We start from the raw sequence: 17,357 nt of genomic DNA on the forward strand, positions 1-17,357 counted from the left end.
TACACTCCGGGATGTTTTGCTCGATCAGGCCACATGGACCGTGCTCAACAAGCACAGCGAATCAGTCTCTGCTGACACCGTCTGCTCGTTTAGCGGCGAGCCCGCCTGATGAGGGACTCTCCCTCATCAGCGCGATTCGCCCAGGCCGCGGCTTCCCTGATTTCCCCGTCGGTCATCCGGTCCGCCAACTGGTGCGCCTCGTGCATACCGTCTCCATCCCCGATGGTCAGCATTTTCAGGTAGCAGCCGAGGGCAAGAACCAGGTCGACTTCACCGCCGACACCATCGCGGCACATAGGGGCAAGCTCCTTGATGGCGACGTAAGAGCCCTGCTCAACCGACAGTTCCAGGTAGCGCCGCGCCGCGACGTAATCCCTCTCAGCCAGTTTGAGTTCTCCGAGCTGGTTGGAGGCAGAATCCACACCGGCCGCGGACGCCTCTTCGAGAAGTGGGATCGCCTTTTCCATTGATTTCGGCAGCACATACCCCCTGAGATACATTCCGGCCAGGTTGTATTTCGCCACCGGATCACCGCCCGCAGCCGCCGCCCGGAAAAGCTCAAGGCCCTTCTGCTCATCCTTGACGACTCCCACGCCATTGAAGAAGAGGAACCCGAGACCACGCTTCGCGGCGGGATTCCCGGCCTTCGCGGCCTGCCCGAAATACCAGTGCGCGGCCTCATGGTTCTTCATGTACTCAAGCGCGATACCACCCACCAACTCCTGGAATTCCGCATCGCCCGAGTCTGCGACCTCCTGCGCGGCGGGGAAGAGGTCGCGCATACGCAGAGCCGCTTCCTTATTCCCCGTCCGCATTCCCTGGACCGCTTCGCGGGCCTGCTCCAAGAGCTTATTCCTGTCAGCGCGAGCCACTACTGCTCCAAGACAAAATAATGAAGGGTGTGTCCGCGCATCATAGCACGGGCACACCCTTCATTTAGCCCTTACTCAGTTCGGTTTCAGTATATATAGACCGCTGGGATCGACGATGTACTGCGTTTGCCCTGTACTGCGAGCAACGTCCGTCATCCCTTGGAAGCAGAAATCACACATCGGTTTCGTTACCACAATGGGACTTCCCGGGCTCAGCGCCGCCGCCTGCTTCTCTGCGTGCATGAGATAGTAGGCGCCGTCACCACCTGCATTATCCATGAAGAACGGATGACGCATCTGCACGTCGAAGATGCTGGCAACTTCCCCGATATCTGGGCGGGCGAATCCCTCGGGAACTGAAGCGCCGTAACCGCTGAGTGTGAACTTGCCGTCTGCGTAGGCTGCGGTCTTCCCCTCAGGAAAATCGGGAAAGTCCAGTTCTCCGGGCAGCTTCTTGGGGAGATTGTCCAGTCCGTCGAGGCCCTCCAGCAGAATCTTGCCGCCCTTGAACCCCTTGCCGAAGATCGGCACGGCACCGGCCAGCGCGAACCCGCAGCCGAGTTTGGTCGGGTTCTGGATGCAGGTGGCCCCACCGATCAACCCTGTCGGGTCCATCAGCGAGATGACGGCACCGGCTCGGATCTGTCCGGGGGTCAGGAAACCCGGGCAGGCCGTGCCGCCGATCGTAGATCCACACTGACCGGTGTTGACGGTCGGAGTGAAAAGCGCCGCCTGGAGTTTCATCTCACAATAGGCGTCGCAGTAGATCGCGTTGGGGTCGTAGTAGTCGTAGTGCGAGGTTTCCCAGGGGTATTTCTCTTCCCACGTCTCCCCTGAGAGGAAGTCGGGAGCTGCATGGGAATCCTTGAACCGCATCTCCCCGTCGCACGAGTCTCCTTCGCAGGAGATCTGGCTCGCCAGACCGGATGGGTCCGAGGTGGTCACCGGGTTGTTTTCCGAATAGCTGTAGCCGTTGAGTGACTGGTGCTGTTCGAGGGCGAGGAGAGGGTCGACGCTGATGAACTGGCCTGTGGACGGATCGTATTCGCGTGCCCCGACATGCGTGAGGCCGGTTCCGTTGTCCGTCGACATGCCGAGGAACGTCTTGTCGTCCGGCCAGACGCCGGTCGTCGCTCCCCTGCCGGTGCCGAAGGGGGTGCTGTAGCGCTTGGTCAGCGCCTGGGCCGAGTCGGCGGTCACGGCGATCGAGCTGGTGCCGTGCTGGTCGGCAGCGAGGAAGCTGAGTTTCTCCGTGCCGCCCTGGTTGGTACGCAGGGCAACAGTGCAGCCGCCCGCGGTGTAATACCGGTTGGCCCACTTCTGGCCCGACTTGAGATGGACCTCGGTGGCTCCGAGGTAGAGAACCGTCTCGCCGGCGCTCGCGGTGTCACGCCGTATCAGGAGTGAACCGTCGGCGTCGTAGAGGTAGTTGGTGGCCGTCGTGCCCTCGGTGAGCTTGGCGAGCTTGCCCTCACCGTTCCAGTCCAGGCTCTGGTTGGTGCTGGACCCTGCCTTCTCGACCCGCTTCTCAGTGTTGCCTGTGTCGTCGTAGGTGTACTGCGCGGCCACGCCCGTGCACGTACTGCCAGTCGTTGTGGCGGTCAGCTCGTGCTGCCGGGTCGCGTCGTAGCAGTAGGTGGTGGTGACGGGAGAGGTGGTGTTCTGCTTCTCGGTCTTGCGCTGGCCGGCCGCGGTGTACGAGTACGACGTCCAGTAAGGGGCCGGTCCGGCGAGGTTGGCCGTGGTACGGCCGGAGGTCGCGCAGTCGGCGGACTTCGGCGTCCACGCCTCCGTCAGACGCCGCTGGGCATCGTAGGCGAAGCACTGGTTGTCCGTGCCGGTGCCGATGTCGGCGCCGTCGGTTATGGACGTAACGTTGCCGACCTGGTCATAGCCGTAGGTGAGGTTCTGGACGGGCCCGCGGGTCTGGTCGTCCACCGCGGCGTTGAGCAGTCGGCCGGTGCCTTTCTCGAATGTGTTGGTGACGAAGACCCGCTTGGTACCGGTCGCCGTGCCGAGCTGGAGCTGGCCGACCTGACTCAGCGCGGTGTAGTCGGTCGCGAGCAGGTAACCGGTCTTGCCCGACAGTTCGTTGTTCAGGCCGGTGCTGTTGTAGCGGTATTCCAGGGTCTCAGCGGCGAGGCCACCGGCGGCGGGCTGCTTGCTGGTGCCGACCGTGCCGTCGAGGCGGTACGTCGTCTCGGTGGTGCTGGTCGCCGCAACGGCTCCGGAGCTCACCAGTGGGTCGTCCGACGGCAGGGTGACACTTGTGGCGGTGGGCCGGTACAGGTTGTCGTAAGTGGTGGTCTGCCGGGTGTAGGCCTTGCCGCTCACACCGCCCTCGTAGCGAATGGAAGCGGTTGCCTGCCCCTTGGCCACGCTGTCGAACGTCCAGGCTGCGAGCTTGTTGGCATCAGTACGACTGGTCTGCCACAGGCCCGTCTTGCGGCCGAGTTCGTCGTATCCGAACAGCAGGGCCCGGTCCTCGTCATCGGTCGTGGTGTCGACCTGGTCGAGCTCGGTGTAGGTGCTGACCGTGGTGCCCTTGTCGGGGTCGACTGCCTTCACCTGACGGCCGAACAGGTCGTATGCGTACGACCACTTGGTGTCGTCCGGTCCGGTGATCGTCTCCTGCTTGCCGTCGGGCGTGTAGGTGTAGTGAACCCTTGTGTAGGACGTGCCGGTGGTGGCGCCGTAGGCCGTGTCATTGGGCGCTGTACCCGCATATGTGCGGGTCTCGGCGGTTCGCCCCTGCACATCCGTGATGGTGCGGGTGGCGTTGCCCCCCTGGACGGCCGTGGTCGCCGTCGAATCACCTGTGTAGGTCGTGGTCGTCGACCACTTCTTCGCACCGTCCACCAACAGAGTGGAGGTGGTGGCACGCTCGGCGCCGTCGAACTCCGTCTCGGTCTGGCTCCCGCCTCCGTACGGAGTCTGCGTGTACGTGCTGTTGGGGGCAGTGGTGTTGTCGTAGACGTCGGCGTAGGTCTCGTAGACCAGGCCACGGCTGTCGTAGCGGGTGTCGGTCAGGATCCTGCCGCCCTGGGGCGACGGGCTCTGCGTCTGGAGGGATCTCAGCTGTGAGTCGAACAGGGAGTAGGTCGTGCTGTAGCTGGTCCCGTCGGCCTTGAGTGTGGCCACCGAGGACCAGGGAGCCTTGTTGCGTTCCAGTCCATAGGCGTACTTGACGTTCGGGGTGTCGTTGGCCGACTTGGACCGATTGGGCAGCCAGGTCGCCGTGATCCGGCCGAGCGCGTCGTACGTGTTCTCGGTGCGCTTGACATTCACGTCGAGGACGTAGCTCTCCGTGCCGCGCGCCGGGTCGTAGACCGTCGTCGTCTGGTGCGCCTGGCCATTGGAGGTCAGCTTCGGCTTGGTGATGACCTTCGTGGTCATCGGACCCGCGGCCGCAGGGAAGTAGGCGGTCGTTGTGACCCGGCCCTTGGCGTCGGTGACCGTCAGCGGCCGGCCGAGCTTCGCCGCCGCAGTGTCGAAGGTGGTCGTGGTCATGGTCTGCCAGCCGGTGGCCGGCAGGGGATGACGCTCGGCCGTGCCGGCGACGGCCGGGTAGGCCTTGGCGCGGCCCGTCCAGGTCGCCAGCCCCATGGTCGGAACCTGGTCCGGAGCCCAGCCGGTGGCCGATGGGTTGTCGAACACCGTCGCCGTGTCGGAGAGGACATCGCCGCGGGCGGCGGAATTGACCGGAAGAGAGAGCGAAGCGTCAGTGGTGGCGCAGGACTTGGCGACCGTACGGGTGCGTGAGACCAAAGCGGTCAGACCCTTGGCGTCGTTGCGCGCGTACCAGGTTCGCGTGCAGCTCTCGTCGCCCGTCGCCGACCAGTCACCATGGTTCTCGACCGAGGTGACCATGCCGTATGTCGAGTCGTACGTGCTCGATGTCGCGGCAACACGCCATTTCTGAGTGGCCGCCAGGTACGTGTAGCTGTACGTACGGGCCGTCCTGACGAAGTGCGCCTTGATGTTCGCGTACGACTTCTGCTGGCTGGCTGTCTGCCCGGACCACAGGTTGTTCACCGTGGCCGAGATCGCGGTCGCACCGTTGTAGGTGATCTCCTGACGCAACTGGCCCGTGTAGTAGTCGTGGTCGTTGGCGTCGGCGACGTCGAGGTTGTCGGTCGTGACCCCGGCGACATTGTCCAGGTCGATGCCTTTGACTACCGCTGTACGAGTGGTGCCGTCCTTGCGCTTGTCACCGTCCATGCCCTGCATGAACAGCTTCACGGTCTTGGAACGGGTCGAGCCCACATCGCCCTTGTAGGCGGTGACCTTCTGGTATCCGCGCCAGATCGACCAGGTGCGCTCCTTCTCCTTGGTGAAGGGATCGTCGTTGTAGTGCCAGCCAGGGGCTGAGTATTCGTACGACGTCTGCGTACCCGGGTTCCCGGCTCCGGGATCGTTGGTCGTGATCGCGGTGACGCGATACTTGTGGAACCAGTCCAGCTGCGGGTCACCACCGTTGATGTTCCAGTAGACCGGGTAGCAGGACAGGCCGTTGTCGTCCTCGGCCACGGGCATCCTGCTGGCGCGCACGCACTCCGGGTCGGAGAGCGTGACCGAAGTGATGGCACCGGTCTCGGACACGATCGAAGCGATGCGCGGACGGGTCAGGGCCAGGATGTCGTCGCTCGTGGAGTCGACCCGGTTCGGCCGCTGCTGGTAGGTGAACTCCACCGGCGGGAGGGCTATGTCCGTGCCGTTCTTCCCGGTCCGTGTCAGCGACTTGAGGACCAGCACCTGGTCGGAACTGTTGCCGATGTCCTGACCGTCGAAGAATTCCTGGTCCAGTGTGTAGGAGTCGACGGGAAGGAAGCCGTCCGGCTCCGCGGCCCGTGACCAGAAGTACGTGTTGATCGACGCCAATCGCTTGCGCGTGAAGAAGGACGGCCCGGTGGACAGACAGTCGTCCTCGTCCGCCGAGCAGATCGAGTCGAAGGGGACGTCCGGCCAATTGTCGGACGTGTCGTCCGTCAACGAAGAGCAGTCGGAGGCGGTGCAGCGTTCCTTGTACGTCAACGTCACCTTGTCGGACACGGGAGCCGTGAACAAGGTGTCGCTGCGCTGCCCGTAGCGGATCTCCTCCAGATAACCGCCCCGGGTGTAGGAAGCCAGGGCGGTCTTGTCGCCGTTCTTCGCGTAGTGATTGGTATCCGCCGCGTACCAGTACGTGGACGCGTTGCCGTGCAGGTCCTCGACCAGATCGAGATTCCACCGCCAGGCCTGCGTCTCCGAGCGGCTCTTGAACTCGCTGCCCTTGTCGTAACCGGGCTCACCGCTGTCGTCGCCGAAGACAGGAACGGTCCAGGTCGAGTTGGTGCGCTCGCTGCCCGCACCGGGGAGCTTGTTCAAGCCGAAGGTGTAGGTGGCGCCGTCGCTGGTGACGATCTTCCAGTACTCGCCGTCGGCGTCGTCGTTGTCCGCGTCCGTCAGGCGGGTGACCTTGGAGGCGTCATCGTCCTTGAGATGCCAGACATCTGTGGTGTCGTCCTTGACCAGCTCGGTCGCCTTGCCGTTGAACACCAAGGAGGCGTTGTCGTACTTCCAGCACAGGTCGTTCTTGTCGTCCTGGCCGTCGTCGTCGCAGACACCGTATTTGCGCTCGATGTACGACGAGGTCAGGTCGAAGCCCTCGCCGACCGTGGAGCCCTGGTTGTTGGTGTTGGCGGTCCGCCCGTCGATGCTGCCGGAGTCGTAGGACAGGGACAGGGACGGCGCAGGGCCCGCCGCAGCCGGCGGTGTGCTGATCGGGTACGACCAGGAGAACGATCCGGAGGAGGCACCGGCCTGCCAGCTCGACGAGGCCGACAGTGGAGTGGCCTTGAAATCTCCTCCGCCGGCTGTGGACGCAGCCGTAGAACTCGCAGTCAGGGCCATGACAGTCGGGGTGGCCGTGGAAGCGACCGAAGTGCGAGAGGTGACCGTCTCTCCGGTGACGTCGTTGTCCGAAGCCACGGGCGTAGCAGTGCGACAAGCCGCCTTCGTGGGGGTGGTCAGCGCACACGCCGGGAGCCGGACCAGACCCAGACGAGAGGACCAGTTGCCACCTACCGCCGAAGCGAACGAGCTGTAGTCGACGGTGACTTGAGCCGCGCCCGGCTTGTCTGCGGCAACCGTGAAGACGACACCTGTCAGGCCCACCCGACGAACGGCCGTCTGGTCCAGAATCGCGACCTTCGCCTTGCCCGCGGCCGACGCGGCACCGGCCTTCGTCGGCTCCACCACGACCAGGGATTTCGTCTTCTTCGTCTTCGGCACACCGGTCAGGTCGATGCTCGACGCAGACGCCTTCGGCCACTCGGCCTTGCGCTCCGCCCGAGCCGACTCCACCAGTTTCTGGTTGGCCTTCTTCTGCTGGGCCACCTTTGCCCGGGCCGCCTTGGCCTGAGGGGTGGTGACCTGCCGGACCTTGGTGGACTTGACCTCGGGGACGTGGGGACGTCCGGGCAGCTCGGCCGCCGATGCCAGTGGTGTCAGCGAGGCCGGCACGGACAACACCGCCGCGAGAAGAACGGTCAGCGCACTCCGCCGGCCCCTCCGGCCGGGTGGATACAGGCGAGGAAACACAGAGAGTTCTCCAAGAAGGTGAAAATGGCTGCGGTGCCCGCCCCGCCCATATAAGAGGTGGTGCGGGCACCGCAGGTGGGATTCAGTAGCCGATCAGGGTCTCGACCTGAGTCGCGTCGGTCACCGCACCCGCCCACAGACGGATGTCGGTGATCTGGCCGGGCAGGTAGTTGCCCCATGCGCCGTCGAGGTTGGCCTTGCCCGCCGCGAACTCACCGCTCCCGACCGTCGCGGTGTAGGCAAGCGGATCGCCTTGCCTCGCGCTGCCTACGAACAAAGTGATCTCACGGGTGTGAGCGTCGTAAGCACCGACCAGGCCGACTTCGCTGTCCAGAACCGCCGCCTCTTCGCTGACGACGGAGGTGCCGGTGCCGTCGGCGGTGAGCTTGCCGAAGTGCCAGCGGGCGGTCACGACCGTGCGGGTCTGCGGGACGCCGTTGTCGTCCAGGACCGGATTGCCGTCGTCGTCCAGAACCGGCTCGGTGTCCGTTCCGGTCTTCTCCACCCACAGACTCCAGGAGGAGCCGGTCGCAGTGCGCTGGCCCAGGATCTGCGCGCGGTAGCCATCCGGCTTACCTGTCAGTGCCTGGGTGTTGATACTGGCGGTGGCGGCAGCGGTGAAGGAGCCGTCGTCGGACACCAGCGGCCGCGCCGCCGTCGCAGCACCGATCGTGCCGTCGAGGACGAGAGCCTCACCGTCCAGGGACGCACCCGAGGACGACAGAGTGAGGTTGTTGCCGTATCCGGAGATGTCGCTCAACGTGGTGCCGGTAGCGCCCTCCGGCGTGTACTGGGCCACGAGCTCGGCGTACGCCTTGCCGTCCGCGTCGACCGGGTTGGCCTCACGGGCGATCACCTCGGCCGGCTTGACGTCCTGCCACACGGCGACCTCGTCGACCTCACCAGGGAAGTAGTCGGTGTAGGAACCCTTGTACTTCACGCGACCGATCTGCAGTGCGCCGGCCGCCGACCAAGCGCCGGTGGTGAGCTTCCCGGTGCCCTGCGGCACGCCGTTGACGTAAAGGGTGAGCGTTTTTTCGCTGGTGTCGACCACCGCGGCCAGGTGTGTCCACACCTTCAACTGCGGTGGGTTCAGCGAATTGACGCGCTGGTTGTCCAGTGAGGTCGTTGCCGCGTCGGCATCGGCCAGGCGCAGGCACCACCGATTCACGTTGGAGCAGTAGCCGAGGAAGAACGGGCTGTTATAGGTGCCGTCCTGCCCCAGTACTGTCGCCGTCGTACTAGTGGCGTCCAGCCGGACCCACGCTGACACGGTGTAGGACGCCTGCGTCTCCAGAACCTTGCCGGAGGTCGCCGCATACGAAGTGCCACCGACCTTCAGCGCCTTGTCCTCGCCGGTGACGCCGTTGTCGGTCACCACTCCCCGGCGACCGGTGTTCACCCGGGTGGCTCCGCTGATGGCCGCGTCGTCGCGCTGCGCGGACGCAGCTGCTGAGACGTCGACAGCGGCTCCGGAGGTCTCATTGAAGTTCCACTTGCCGACGGGGCCGTCTCCCTCGTCGACGAGGAACCGGACCTTGTTCTCTCCTGTTCTCCCCACCGAGTCCTTGGCCATGACCTGGAGGGTGATCGTGCCCGAGTCGACCGGAGTGATGGTCTCGGTCACCGTCGCCCCTGTCTTCCACGGCCGCCAGGCGCTGTCCGTGGACAGCTTGTAGGCGTAGGCAACGTTCGCATCCCCGCCGGCCGGGCCGAACTTCACCGTCCCCGGCTTGCCCGGAGCACCCTTTGGCGTGCAGTCACCACCCGTCACGCACTCGGAATACGTCGTGGTGAAGGTGACGGACGGAGGCTTCGGTGCGGTGCTGTCGACCGTGAAGTAGCAGAACGGTGTCGCAGATCCGCCGAGAATGCTGGCCCCACTGTTGTAGTAGGAACGGGTCCAGGCTCGATAGCGGTACCGCTTGCCGTCCGCAAGCGTGGCGTCCCATGTCTTGTTCAGATCATGACCATCACCCACGTACCCGCTGGTCGGGCTTTCCGAGCCGGTCGAGGGCTCCTTCGCATCCGACCAGGTGCCGTCGCTGTTCTTGACGTCCAGGTCGAAGTACACCCGCAGGGAGGCGGACGCCTCACCGCCGGCGGCTGTCTGCGGTGTGGCTGCGAGATTTGGGGTGGGATCCGACCATGTCGTCGGCGCGCCCTCGCTCTTGGAGCAGATCTGGTTGGTGCCGGTCTCCAAGCCGTATTCGGTCGGCACGGCAGGCTTACCGACATAGGTCACGTCGATGACGGCGTCGTCGTCGAAGCGCTTCCACGAGATCGCGTCCGACTCGTCCTTCGCCATCAGCATCAGCGTCAACGTCTTGAACTTGCCGTCGGCGAAGGCTTTCACCGTCGAGGTCAAGTTCTCGTCGGACTCGGCTGGGTTGTCGTTGAACTCGATCTGCGCGCGCGGCTGGGAGGGACTGCAGGCGCTGCCCCTGCCCGCCGAGACATTGCGGTCGACCATCTGGTCCCACGAGTTGTCCGACTTCGGCCCACCCGGACCAGGCCAGTGGGTCGACGAGGAGATTCCGTCCGTGCGCTCCAGATCCACCCACCGCGCGTCACACGAGAACGACCACGTCTCCGTCACCGCGAACGTCGCGTCCAACACCTGCTTGCCCTTGAGCTTGCCGGGCGTGAACTCGAAATACATCCGGTTGGTGTAGGCACTGCCGGCGGTGCAGTAGTAGCGCACCCCGCCGATCACCGCCGAGCTGCACCGGCCAACGCTCATGCCGTTGTCGCCACCGGAGAAGTTGTAGAAGACATCCCCGTCCGAGGACAACACTGTGCGCTCGGACTCGTTCATCTCCACCGACGGGTCGATGTAGAGCGGGAGTTCGGCGTTCGTGGTGTCCGCGATCAAACCGGTGTCGGGTGTGACGGTGACCTGGGTCTGCGTCACATCCACATCCATGACAGCGGCTTCGTCCCCGGCACCGGGACCGGCGAGGGGATCGCCTTCCTCCGTCGGACCGGCAGGGCGCTCGTCCTCCGAGGTCGCCGGCGTGGCCGCCCCCTGAGCCTCCTCCGGCTCTGGCGAGGTCTCGGCCAGTGGCCGTGCCGCGAGGCCCTGCACGCTCAGGCCCTCACTGCTTCCGGCCTGCCCGGCAGAGTTCCACATCCGGGCCGACGGCGACCGGAAGACGACCTGCCCGTTGCCGTCCATGGCTTCCATGGTCCCGGCCGCGCCTTCACGTATCCGCACGCCCTCGGCGTCCATCGAGTACTTGAGCGATGCCAGTGCTGGGTCTTTCGCCGCCTCCAGTGTTTTGACCTCCAGCACCTGCCGGAAGCCCTCCACCGTCGCCGTCAGGATCAGGTTGATGTCCGGCCGCACATCCTCGTAGACGGCGCGTGTGCCCTCCAGCCGCGGCACCGGAAGTACTCCCGGCCAGCCCAACGTGACCGACTGCCCGTCCTCGGCAATCGTCACCAGATCTGCGCCGTCCCCACCGCCGGAGAACGACAGATCCACTGAGGCCGCCTTCGGCCCGACGGACCCGTCCGCCCGTTTGACCAGCGTCGCGTCCGGAGCGGTCCAGCCACCTGCGGGCGTTTCCACCCGCACTGGAGCAATCGACTTCCGAAGCGTGAACGTCCTGCCGTCCGGATTGGCGAATACCGTCTCTCGTTCGGTGCGCTCGCCCACTACCTCGACCTGCTCACCCGACTCGGCCGCCTGCTCCTGCGCGCGCTCCGACTCCGTCCGGTCGCCGCTGTCCGTAACAACCGCTGCCTGTGCCGCCGCTGCTGGCGCCACCGCCGGAACCGTCGCCATCACGGCAAGCGCTGTCAACCACGCCAGGCCGCCCCGGCGCCTGCCAGTGCCTCTTCGGGCACGCTGCCGCCCGTCCCCCACTACCTCACCCCTTGCTCACACATGATCGACACAGGTGATGCACATGACACATGTGAAGGTCATAAAATGTCAAGGAAACAGCAAAGGCGACTTTGCCAAGCGCGGAACCAACCGCCAGGCCTCTACACCCAGGCGTTGCCGCGCCTCGGCCATGCCATCCGCCGGCTCGACGTGCACCGCCACCCCATCCGCACTACCCCCTCCCCCCGGAGATCGCGGCTGGGGACCGATACGTGGCACCAGAGACGCATAAGTGATGCAGGCGGCGGAACGACGAGGCAACAAAATATCCGCACAAACTCCAAGAATTTGTCTTCCTCCGGAATTTCACGCTCCGTCAGCTATCTTGCAGGTAATCCTCGACACGAAATCCCCGAAAAGTCCCTGGCGTGACACAGGCCGAGTCAGACCATGCCAAATCTGCAGGTCAAAGCCATGATCAAAAGTGGCGGACATGAGCGTGAAGTACAAGGAGACGGCCCGCGTCGGGCTTGCCCTGAACATCATCGAGTGCTGAGGGCCGCCCGTGCCGACGTCATAACCTGGAGCGCATGTCAGCGATCCGTCTCCTCGTGCTGGGCGCGGTGCGCCGGCACGGGCGGGCCCATGGCTACCAGGTGCGCAACGACCTGGAGTACTGGGGCGCCCACGAGTGGTCCAACGCCAAACCGGGCTCGATCTACCACGCCCTGAAGCAGATGGGGAAACAGCGGCTGCTGCACGCGCACGAGATCGCCCCGTCCACGGCCGGTGGCCCGCCGCGTACCGAGTACGAGGTGACGGAGAAGGGGACGGAGGAGTACTTCCGGCTGCTGCGCGAGTCGTTGACCGCGTACGACCAGAAGCCGGACGTACTCGCCGCGGCGCTCGGTTTCGTCGTCGACCTGGAGCGTGCGGAGGCGCTGCGGCTGCTGCGTGAGCGGGTGCGGGCCATCCAGGAGTGGCACACGGCGGTCACCGAGTACTACACGCCCCAGGACGGCCCGGGTCGGCTCGGGCACATCGGCGAGATCATGAACCTGTGGGTCCACTCCGCCGGCGCCGGCGCCACGTGGACCCGCGACCTCATCCGGCGCATCGAGGGCGGGGCCTACACCTTCGCCGACGAGGGCGAGCCGTTCATGAGGGTGCACGCGGTGCTCGCGGACGGGGAGCGGAACCCGTACGCGACGAGGGGGCGGCATCCGGGAGATGAGCAGTGACCCCTCTTGGCGAACCTCGGCGCCGTAGCGCATCCTAATCAAGTTTGACTAATCCGCCGGAGAGGCGTTTACTGTGCCGAGCGAGAAGTAGTCAAGTTTGACTATGTGATCCGGAGGAGACGCATGGCCGACGGGATCGTCGTCGAGGGCGTACGCAAGCGATACGGCGAGAAGGCCGCCCTGGACGGGCTGGACCTGCGGGTGGGACGCGGCACCGTGCACGGGCTGCTCGGTCCGAACGGCGCGGGCAAGACCACCGCGGTACGGGTGCTGACCACCCTGCTGCGGCCGGACTCGGGCAGCGTGGAGGTGGCCGGGTACGACGTCCTGAAGCAGGCCGACCGGGTGCGCGCCCGCATCGGCCTGCTCGGCCAGCACGCCGCGCTCGACGAGGAACTCGGCGGCCGGCAGAACCTGGAGATGTTCGGGCGGCTCTACCACCTCGGCGCCCGGCGGGCCCGCGCCCGCGCCGACGAACTGCTGGAGCGCTTCGGCCTCACGGACACCGGCAGCAAGCAGGTCAAGCGGTACAGCGGGGGCATGCGGCGGCGGCTCGACCTGGCCGCCTCGCTGATCACCGAGCCGGAGGTGCTGTTCCTGGACGAGCCGACGACCGGACTCGACCCACGCAGCCGGGCCGAGGTGTGGGCCTCGGTGCGCTCCCTGGTCGGTGGCGGCACCACCGTGCTGCTCACCACCCAGTACCTGGAGGAGGCCGACCAACTGGCCGACCGTATCTCGGTGGTGGACCGGGGGCGGGTCATCGCCGACGGCACCGCCGACGAGCTGAAGGCCCGCACCGGCGGTGACCGTATCGACGTGGTCCTGCGCGACGCGGGGCAGTTGGGCGCCGCGGTGGCCCTGCTGCCGTTCGCCGCCGAGGACGTCTCGGTGGACGTCGACCGCCGGCAGTTCAGCGCTCCGGTCGCCGACCGGATGAGCGCGCTCACCCAGGTCGTACGGGCCCTGGAGGCGGCGGACATCGAGGCGGAGGACATCGCGCTGCGCAGGCCCACCCTGGACGAGGTGTTCCTGCGGCTGACGGGGCGCTCCGAGGAAACGGCGGAGGCCGACGTGGCGCACGCCAAGGAGGCGGTATGAGCACGCTGACCGGCACGAACGCGGTGCGTGAGGGGGGCGGGTTCGCCCTCGCCCTGAGCGACTCCTGGACCATGACCCGGCGGGAACTCTCCCACTGGGGGCGGCAGCCGGTGCAGGTCGCCGTCGGGGTGATCTTCCCCGTGATGATCCTGCTGATGTTCGGCTATCTGATCGGCGGCGGCCGGGAGGTCGGCGGCGACTACATCGACTACCTGGTGCCCGGGACACTCGCGCTGACCATGGCCTTCGGCCTGGAGAGCACGGTGATCGCGGTCACCCAGGACCTCAACAAGGGCGTGATCGACCGCTTCCGGTCCATGCCGATGGCCAACGGCGCGGTCCTGGTGGGCCGTTCGGCGGCGGACATGCTCCAGTCGGCGCTGAGCCTCGCCGTGATGATCGGTGTCGGGTACGCGATCGGCTGGCGGCCCCACACGACGGCGGGCGAGTTCCTGGGCGCCGTAGGGCTGCTGTTGCTGTTCCGGTTCGCGATGCTGTGGATCGGCATCCATCTGGCGCTGGTGGCCGGGAAGCCCGAACTCGTGCAGGCCGTGCAGATCCTGGTCTGGCCGGTGGGCTTCCTGTCCAACGCCATCGCGACCCCCGAGTCCATGCCGGACTGGCTGGGCACGGTGGTCCAGTGGAACCCCATGTCCCAGACCGCGACGGCGGTACGGGACCTGACCGGCAGCGTCGGCGGCGAGTCCGGCCACGTCTTGGCCTCCGTGCTCTGGCCCCTGGCCCTGCTGGCGGTGTTCTTCCCGCTGGCCCTGCGCCGGTTCGCGAAGCTCAGCCACTGAGCGCTCCGCGGGATGTGCGGTTACGTGCCGTCGATCGTCTGCGGCGTCATCGTGGCTGGTCGCGCAGTTCCCCGCGCCCCTTCAGGGCGCGGCCGAGCCGCATCGGACTTCAACCGACCCGCTTAGGCCGTGTCCGCGACATCCCGCCTGCCCCGCGCTCGCGTCGCAACCCGCGTCAACCCATGATCCCCGCCGGGGACCGGCCCGTCGCCGGACCCCGGTGGCGGCAGCCGGTGGCCGTGTCCCTGCCCCCCGTCAGGGATGCGGCCACCCGCATGCCCGCGGCGGTGTTCCCGGGCGCTCCTGCCATCGGCGGACGGGATTCGAGTGATCCTCCAGCCCCGTGGGTGAGGCTCGATGCCCGAGTACGCAACCGAGACTCAGAACTGTGAGGAATCCGATGAAACGGGTCGTGATTACCGGTATGGGGGTGGTGGCCCCGGGCGGGGTGGGCGCCAAGGCGTTCTGGGAGCTGCTCACCGCGGGCCGGACGGCCACCCGCGGCATCACCCTGTTCGACGCGGCCCCGTTCCGCTCACGTATCGCCGCCGAGACCGACTTCGACCCGGCCGAGCACGGACTGGGCCCCGAGGAGGCCGAACGGCTCGACCGGGCCGCGCAGTTCGCCGTCGTCAGCACCCGCGAGGCGATGGCCGACAGCGGCGTCGAGGAGGCGCTCGACCCGCTGCGCACCGGGGTGAGCCTCGGCAGCGCGGTCGGCTGCACCACCGGTCTGGACACCGAGTACGCGGTCGTGAGCGACCACGGGCGGGACTGGGCCGTAGACCACACCCGGGCCGTGGCTCATCTCTTCGACTACTTCGTGCCCAGCTCGCTGGCGGCCGAGGTGGCCAGGGCCGCCGACGCACAGGGACCGGTCTCGCTGGTCTCCAACGGCTGCACCTCCGGTCTGGACGCCATCGGGTACGCCGCGGAGCTGATCCGCGAGGGCAGCGCCGACGTCATGTTCGCCGGCGCCACCGACGCGCCGATCTCCCCCATCACGGTCGCCTGCTTCGACGCCATCAAGGCGACCAGCCCGCGCAACGACGATCCGGCGACCGCTTCCCGCCCCTTCGACAGGACCCGCAACGGCTTCGTCCTCGGCGAGGGTTCGGCCGTGCTGGTGCTGGAGGAGTTCGAGCGGGCGCGCCGCCGGGGTGCGCGGATGTACGCCGAGATCTCCGGCTTCGCCAGCCGCAGCAACGCGTACCACATGACCGGACTGCGCCCCGACGGCCGTGAGATGGCCGAGGCGATCCGGGTCGCGCTCGACGAGGCGCGGCTCGACCGCACCGCCGTCGACTACATCAACGCGCACGGCTCCGGCACCCGGCAGAACGACCGGCACGAGACGGCGGCCTTCAAACGCAGCCTCGGCAGCCACGCCCACGACGTCCCGGTCAGCTCCATCAAGTCGATGATCGGCCACTCGCTGGGCGCGATCGGCTCGCTGGAGGTGGCCGCCAGCGCGCTGGCCATCACCCACAACACCGTGCCGCCGACGGCCAATCTGCACGATCCCGATCCGGAGTGCGACCTGGACTACACCCCGCACACCGCCCGCGAACAGCGCACCGACACCGTGCTCAGCGTCGGCAGCGGCTTCGGCGGCTTCCAGAGCGCCATCGTCCTCACCCGCCCGCGGCCGGCGGAGGCCGCATGACCGCCGCGGCCATCGCGTCGCCGCGGCCGGCCGGTGCCCGTACCGCCACCGCGGTGGTGACCGGGATCGGCGTCGCCGCGCCCAACGGCCTCGGCACGGCGGCCTGGTGGGCGGCCGTGCTGCGCGGAGAGAGCGGCATCGGTCCCGTCACCCGGTTCGACGCCTCCGGCTATCCGGTCCGACTCGCCGGCGAGGTACCGGGCTTCGTCGCCGAGGACCATGTGCCCAGCCGGCTGCTGCCGCAGACCGACCGGGTGACCCGGCTGTCGCTGGCCGCGGCCAAGGAGGCCCTCGACGACGCCGGACTGGACCCGGCGGAACTGCCCGACTACAGCGCGGGGGTGGTGACCGCCAGTTCGGCGGGCGGGTTCGAGTTCGGGCAGCGCGAGTTGCAGGCGCTGTGGAGCAGAGGCGGCCGACATGTCAGCGCGTACCAGTCGTTCGCCTGGTTCTACGCCGTCAACACCGGTCAGATCTCCATCCGGCACGGCCTGCGGGGCGCCGGCGGTGCCATCGTCTCCGAGCAGGCGGGCGGTCTCGACGCGCTGGGGCAGGCGCGGCGGCACATCCGCAGGGGCACCCGGCTCGTGGTCACCGGGGGCGTCGACTCGGCGTTGTGTCCCTGGGGCTGGGCGGCCCATCTCGCGGGCGGCGGGCTGAGCACGGCGGACGACCCGGCGCGCGCCTACCTGCCGTTCGATCCCGGGGCGCGCGGCCATGTGGTGGGAGAGGGCGGTGCGCTGTTCGTCCTGGAGGACCGGGCGGCGGCCCGGGAGCGCGGTGCCACGGTCTACGGCTCGGTCGCCGGGTACGCGGCCACGTTCGACGGCGTCGGCTCCCCGCGCCTGGCCGACGCGGCCCGGCTCGCGCTGGCCGATGCCGGGGTGCCGGCCGGTGACGTGGACGTCGTCTTCGCGGACGCCGCGGGCGAGCGCGCCGCCGACCGGGCCGAGGCCGAGGCGATCGCCGGACTGTTCGGCGCCTTCGGGGTGCCGGTCACCGCACCCAAGTCCATGACCGGCCGACTGCTGGCGGGCGGTGCCTCGCTGGACCTGGCGGCGGCACTGTGCGCACTGCGCGACCAGGTGATCCCGCCGACCACGGGGACGCTCCGCCCGGCCCACGACTGCCCCGTGGACCTGGTGACCGGCACCCCGCGCCACGCTGTCCGGCTGCGCACCGCCCTGGTCCTGGCGCGCGGCCGGGGCGGCTTCAACGCCGCCGCCGTGATCCGTGGCACGGACTGACCGAACCTCCCGACAA

Annotated in this window: 8 protein-coding genes; 5 read left to right on the plus strand and 3 right to left on the minus strand. The window is 67.3% G+C overall.

What is annotated here, in order from left to right; translation table 11 throughout:
• Positions 1–89: 89 nt before the first annotated feature.
• The 3 genes from AB0I69_RS19935 to AB0I69_RS19945 form a co-directional block, all read right to left on the minus strand.
• Positions 90–782, minus strand: coding sequence for a tetratricopeptide repeat protein (locus AB0I69_RS19935; RefSeq protein ID WP_363096941.1), 693 nt, complete (start codon positions 780–782; stop codon positions 90–92).
• A gap of 165 nt (positions 783–947) precedes the next feature.
• Entirely contained in the window at positions 948–7,376 is a 6,429-nt protein-coding gene (locus AB0I69_RS19940) for an RHS repeat-associated core domain-containing protein (protein ID WP_363096942.1), read from the minus strand.
• Between the two features lie 160 nt (positions 7,377–7,536).
• Entirely contained in the window at positions 7,537–11,226 is a 3,690-nt protein-coding gene (locus tag AB0I69_RS19945; RefSeq protein ID WP_363096943.1) for a LamG domain-containing protein, read from the minus strand.
• Between the two features lie 650 nt (positions 11,227–11,876).
• On the opposite strand from AB0I69_RS19945, the gene AB0I69_RS19950 reads away from it, so the two are divergent.
• The 5 genes from AB0I69_RS19950 (at position 11,877) to AB0I69_RS19970 (ending at position 17,341) form a co-directional block, all read left to right on the plus strand.
• Entirely contained in the window at positions 11,877–12,527 is a 651-nt protein-coding gene (locus AB0I69_RS19950) for a PadR family transcriptional regulator (RefSeq protein ID WP_363096944.1), read from the plus strand.
• A 123-nt stretch (positions 12,528–12,650) separates the two neighbouring features.
• Positions 12,651–13,628: an ATP-binding cassette domain-containing protein gene (locus tag AB0I69_RS19955; RefSeq protein ID WP_363096945.1), complete on the plus strand. Its 978-nt coding sequence runs from the start codon at positions 12,651–12,653 to the stop codon at positions 13,626–13,628.
• Positions 13,625–14,428, plus strand: coding sequence for an ABC transporter permease (locus AB0I69_RS19960; protein ID WP_363096946.1), 804 nt, complete (start codon positions 13,625–13,627; stop codon positions 14,426–14,428). Before AB0I69_RS19955 ends, AB0I69_RS19960 begins: the two co-directional genes overlap by 4 nt.
• Positions 14,429–14,828: 400 nt before the next feature.
• Complete coding sequence (locus AB0I69_RS19965; protein WP_363096947.1) at positions 14,829–16,094, plus strand: beta-ketoacyl-[acyl-carrier-protein] synthase family protein; 1,266 nt, start codon at positions 14,829–14,831, stop codon at positions 16,092–16,094.
• Positions 16,091–17,341: a ketosynthase chain-length factor gene (locus AB0I69_RS19970; RefSeq protein WP_363096948.1), complete on the plus strand. Its 1,251-nt coding sequence runs from the start codon at positions 16,091–16,093 to the stop codon at positions 17,339–17,341. Before AB0I69_RS19965 ends, AB0I69_RS19970 begins: the two co-directional genes overlap by 4 nt.
• Positions 17,342–17,357 lie beyond the last annotated feature (16 nt).

The sequence above is a fragment of the Streptomyces sp. NPDC050508 genome, from assembly GCF_040655155.1.
In the GTDB taxonomy this organism is placed as follows: Bacteria; Actinomycetota; Actinomycetes; order Streptomycetales; family Streptomycetaceae; genus Streptomyces.

Coding starts and splice junctions, on each gene's coding strand:
- AB0I69_RS19955 (WP_363096945.1), top strand. CDS start 12,651: ATGGCCGACGGGATCGTCGTCGAGGGCGTACGCAAGCGATACGGCGAG.
- AB0I69_RS19935 (WP_363096941.1), bottom strand. CDS start 782: ATGCGCGACCTCTTCCCCGCCGCGCAGGAGGTCGCAGACTCGGGCGAT.
- AB0I69_RS19950 (WP_363096944.1), top strand. CDS start 11,877: ATGTCAGCGATCCGTCTCCTCGTGCTGGGCGCGGTGCGCCGGCACGGG.
- AB0I69_RS19960 (WP_363096946.1), top strand. CDS start 13,625: ATGAGCACGCTGACCGGCACGAACGCGGTGCGTGAGGGGGGCGGGTTC.
- AB0I69_RS19965 (WP_363096947.1), top strand. CDS start 14,829: ATGAAACGGGTCGTGATTACCGGTATGGGGGTGGTGGCCCCGGGCGGG.
- AB0I69_RS19970 (WP_363096948.1), top strand. CDS start 16,091: ATGACCGCCGCGGCCATCGCGTCGCCGCGGCCGGCCGGTGCCCGTACC.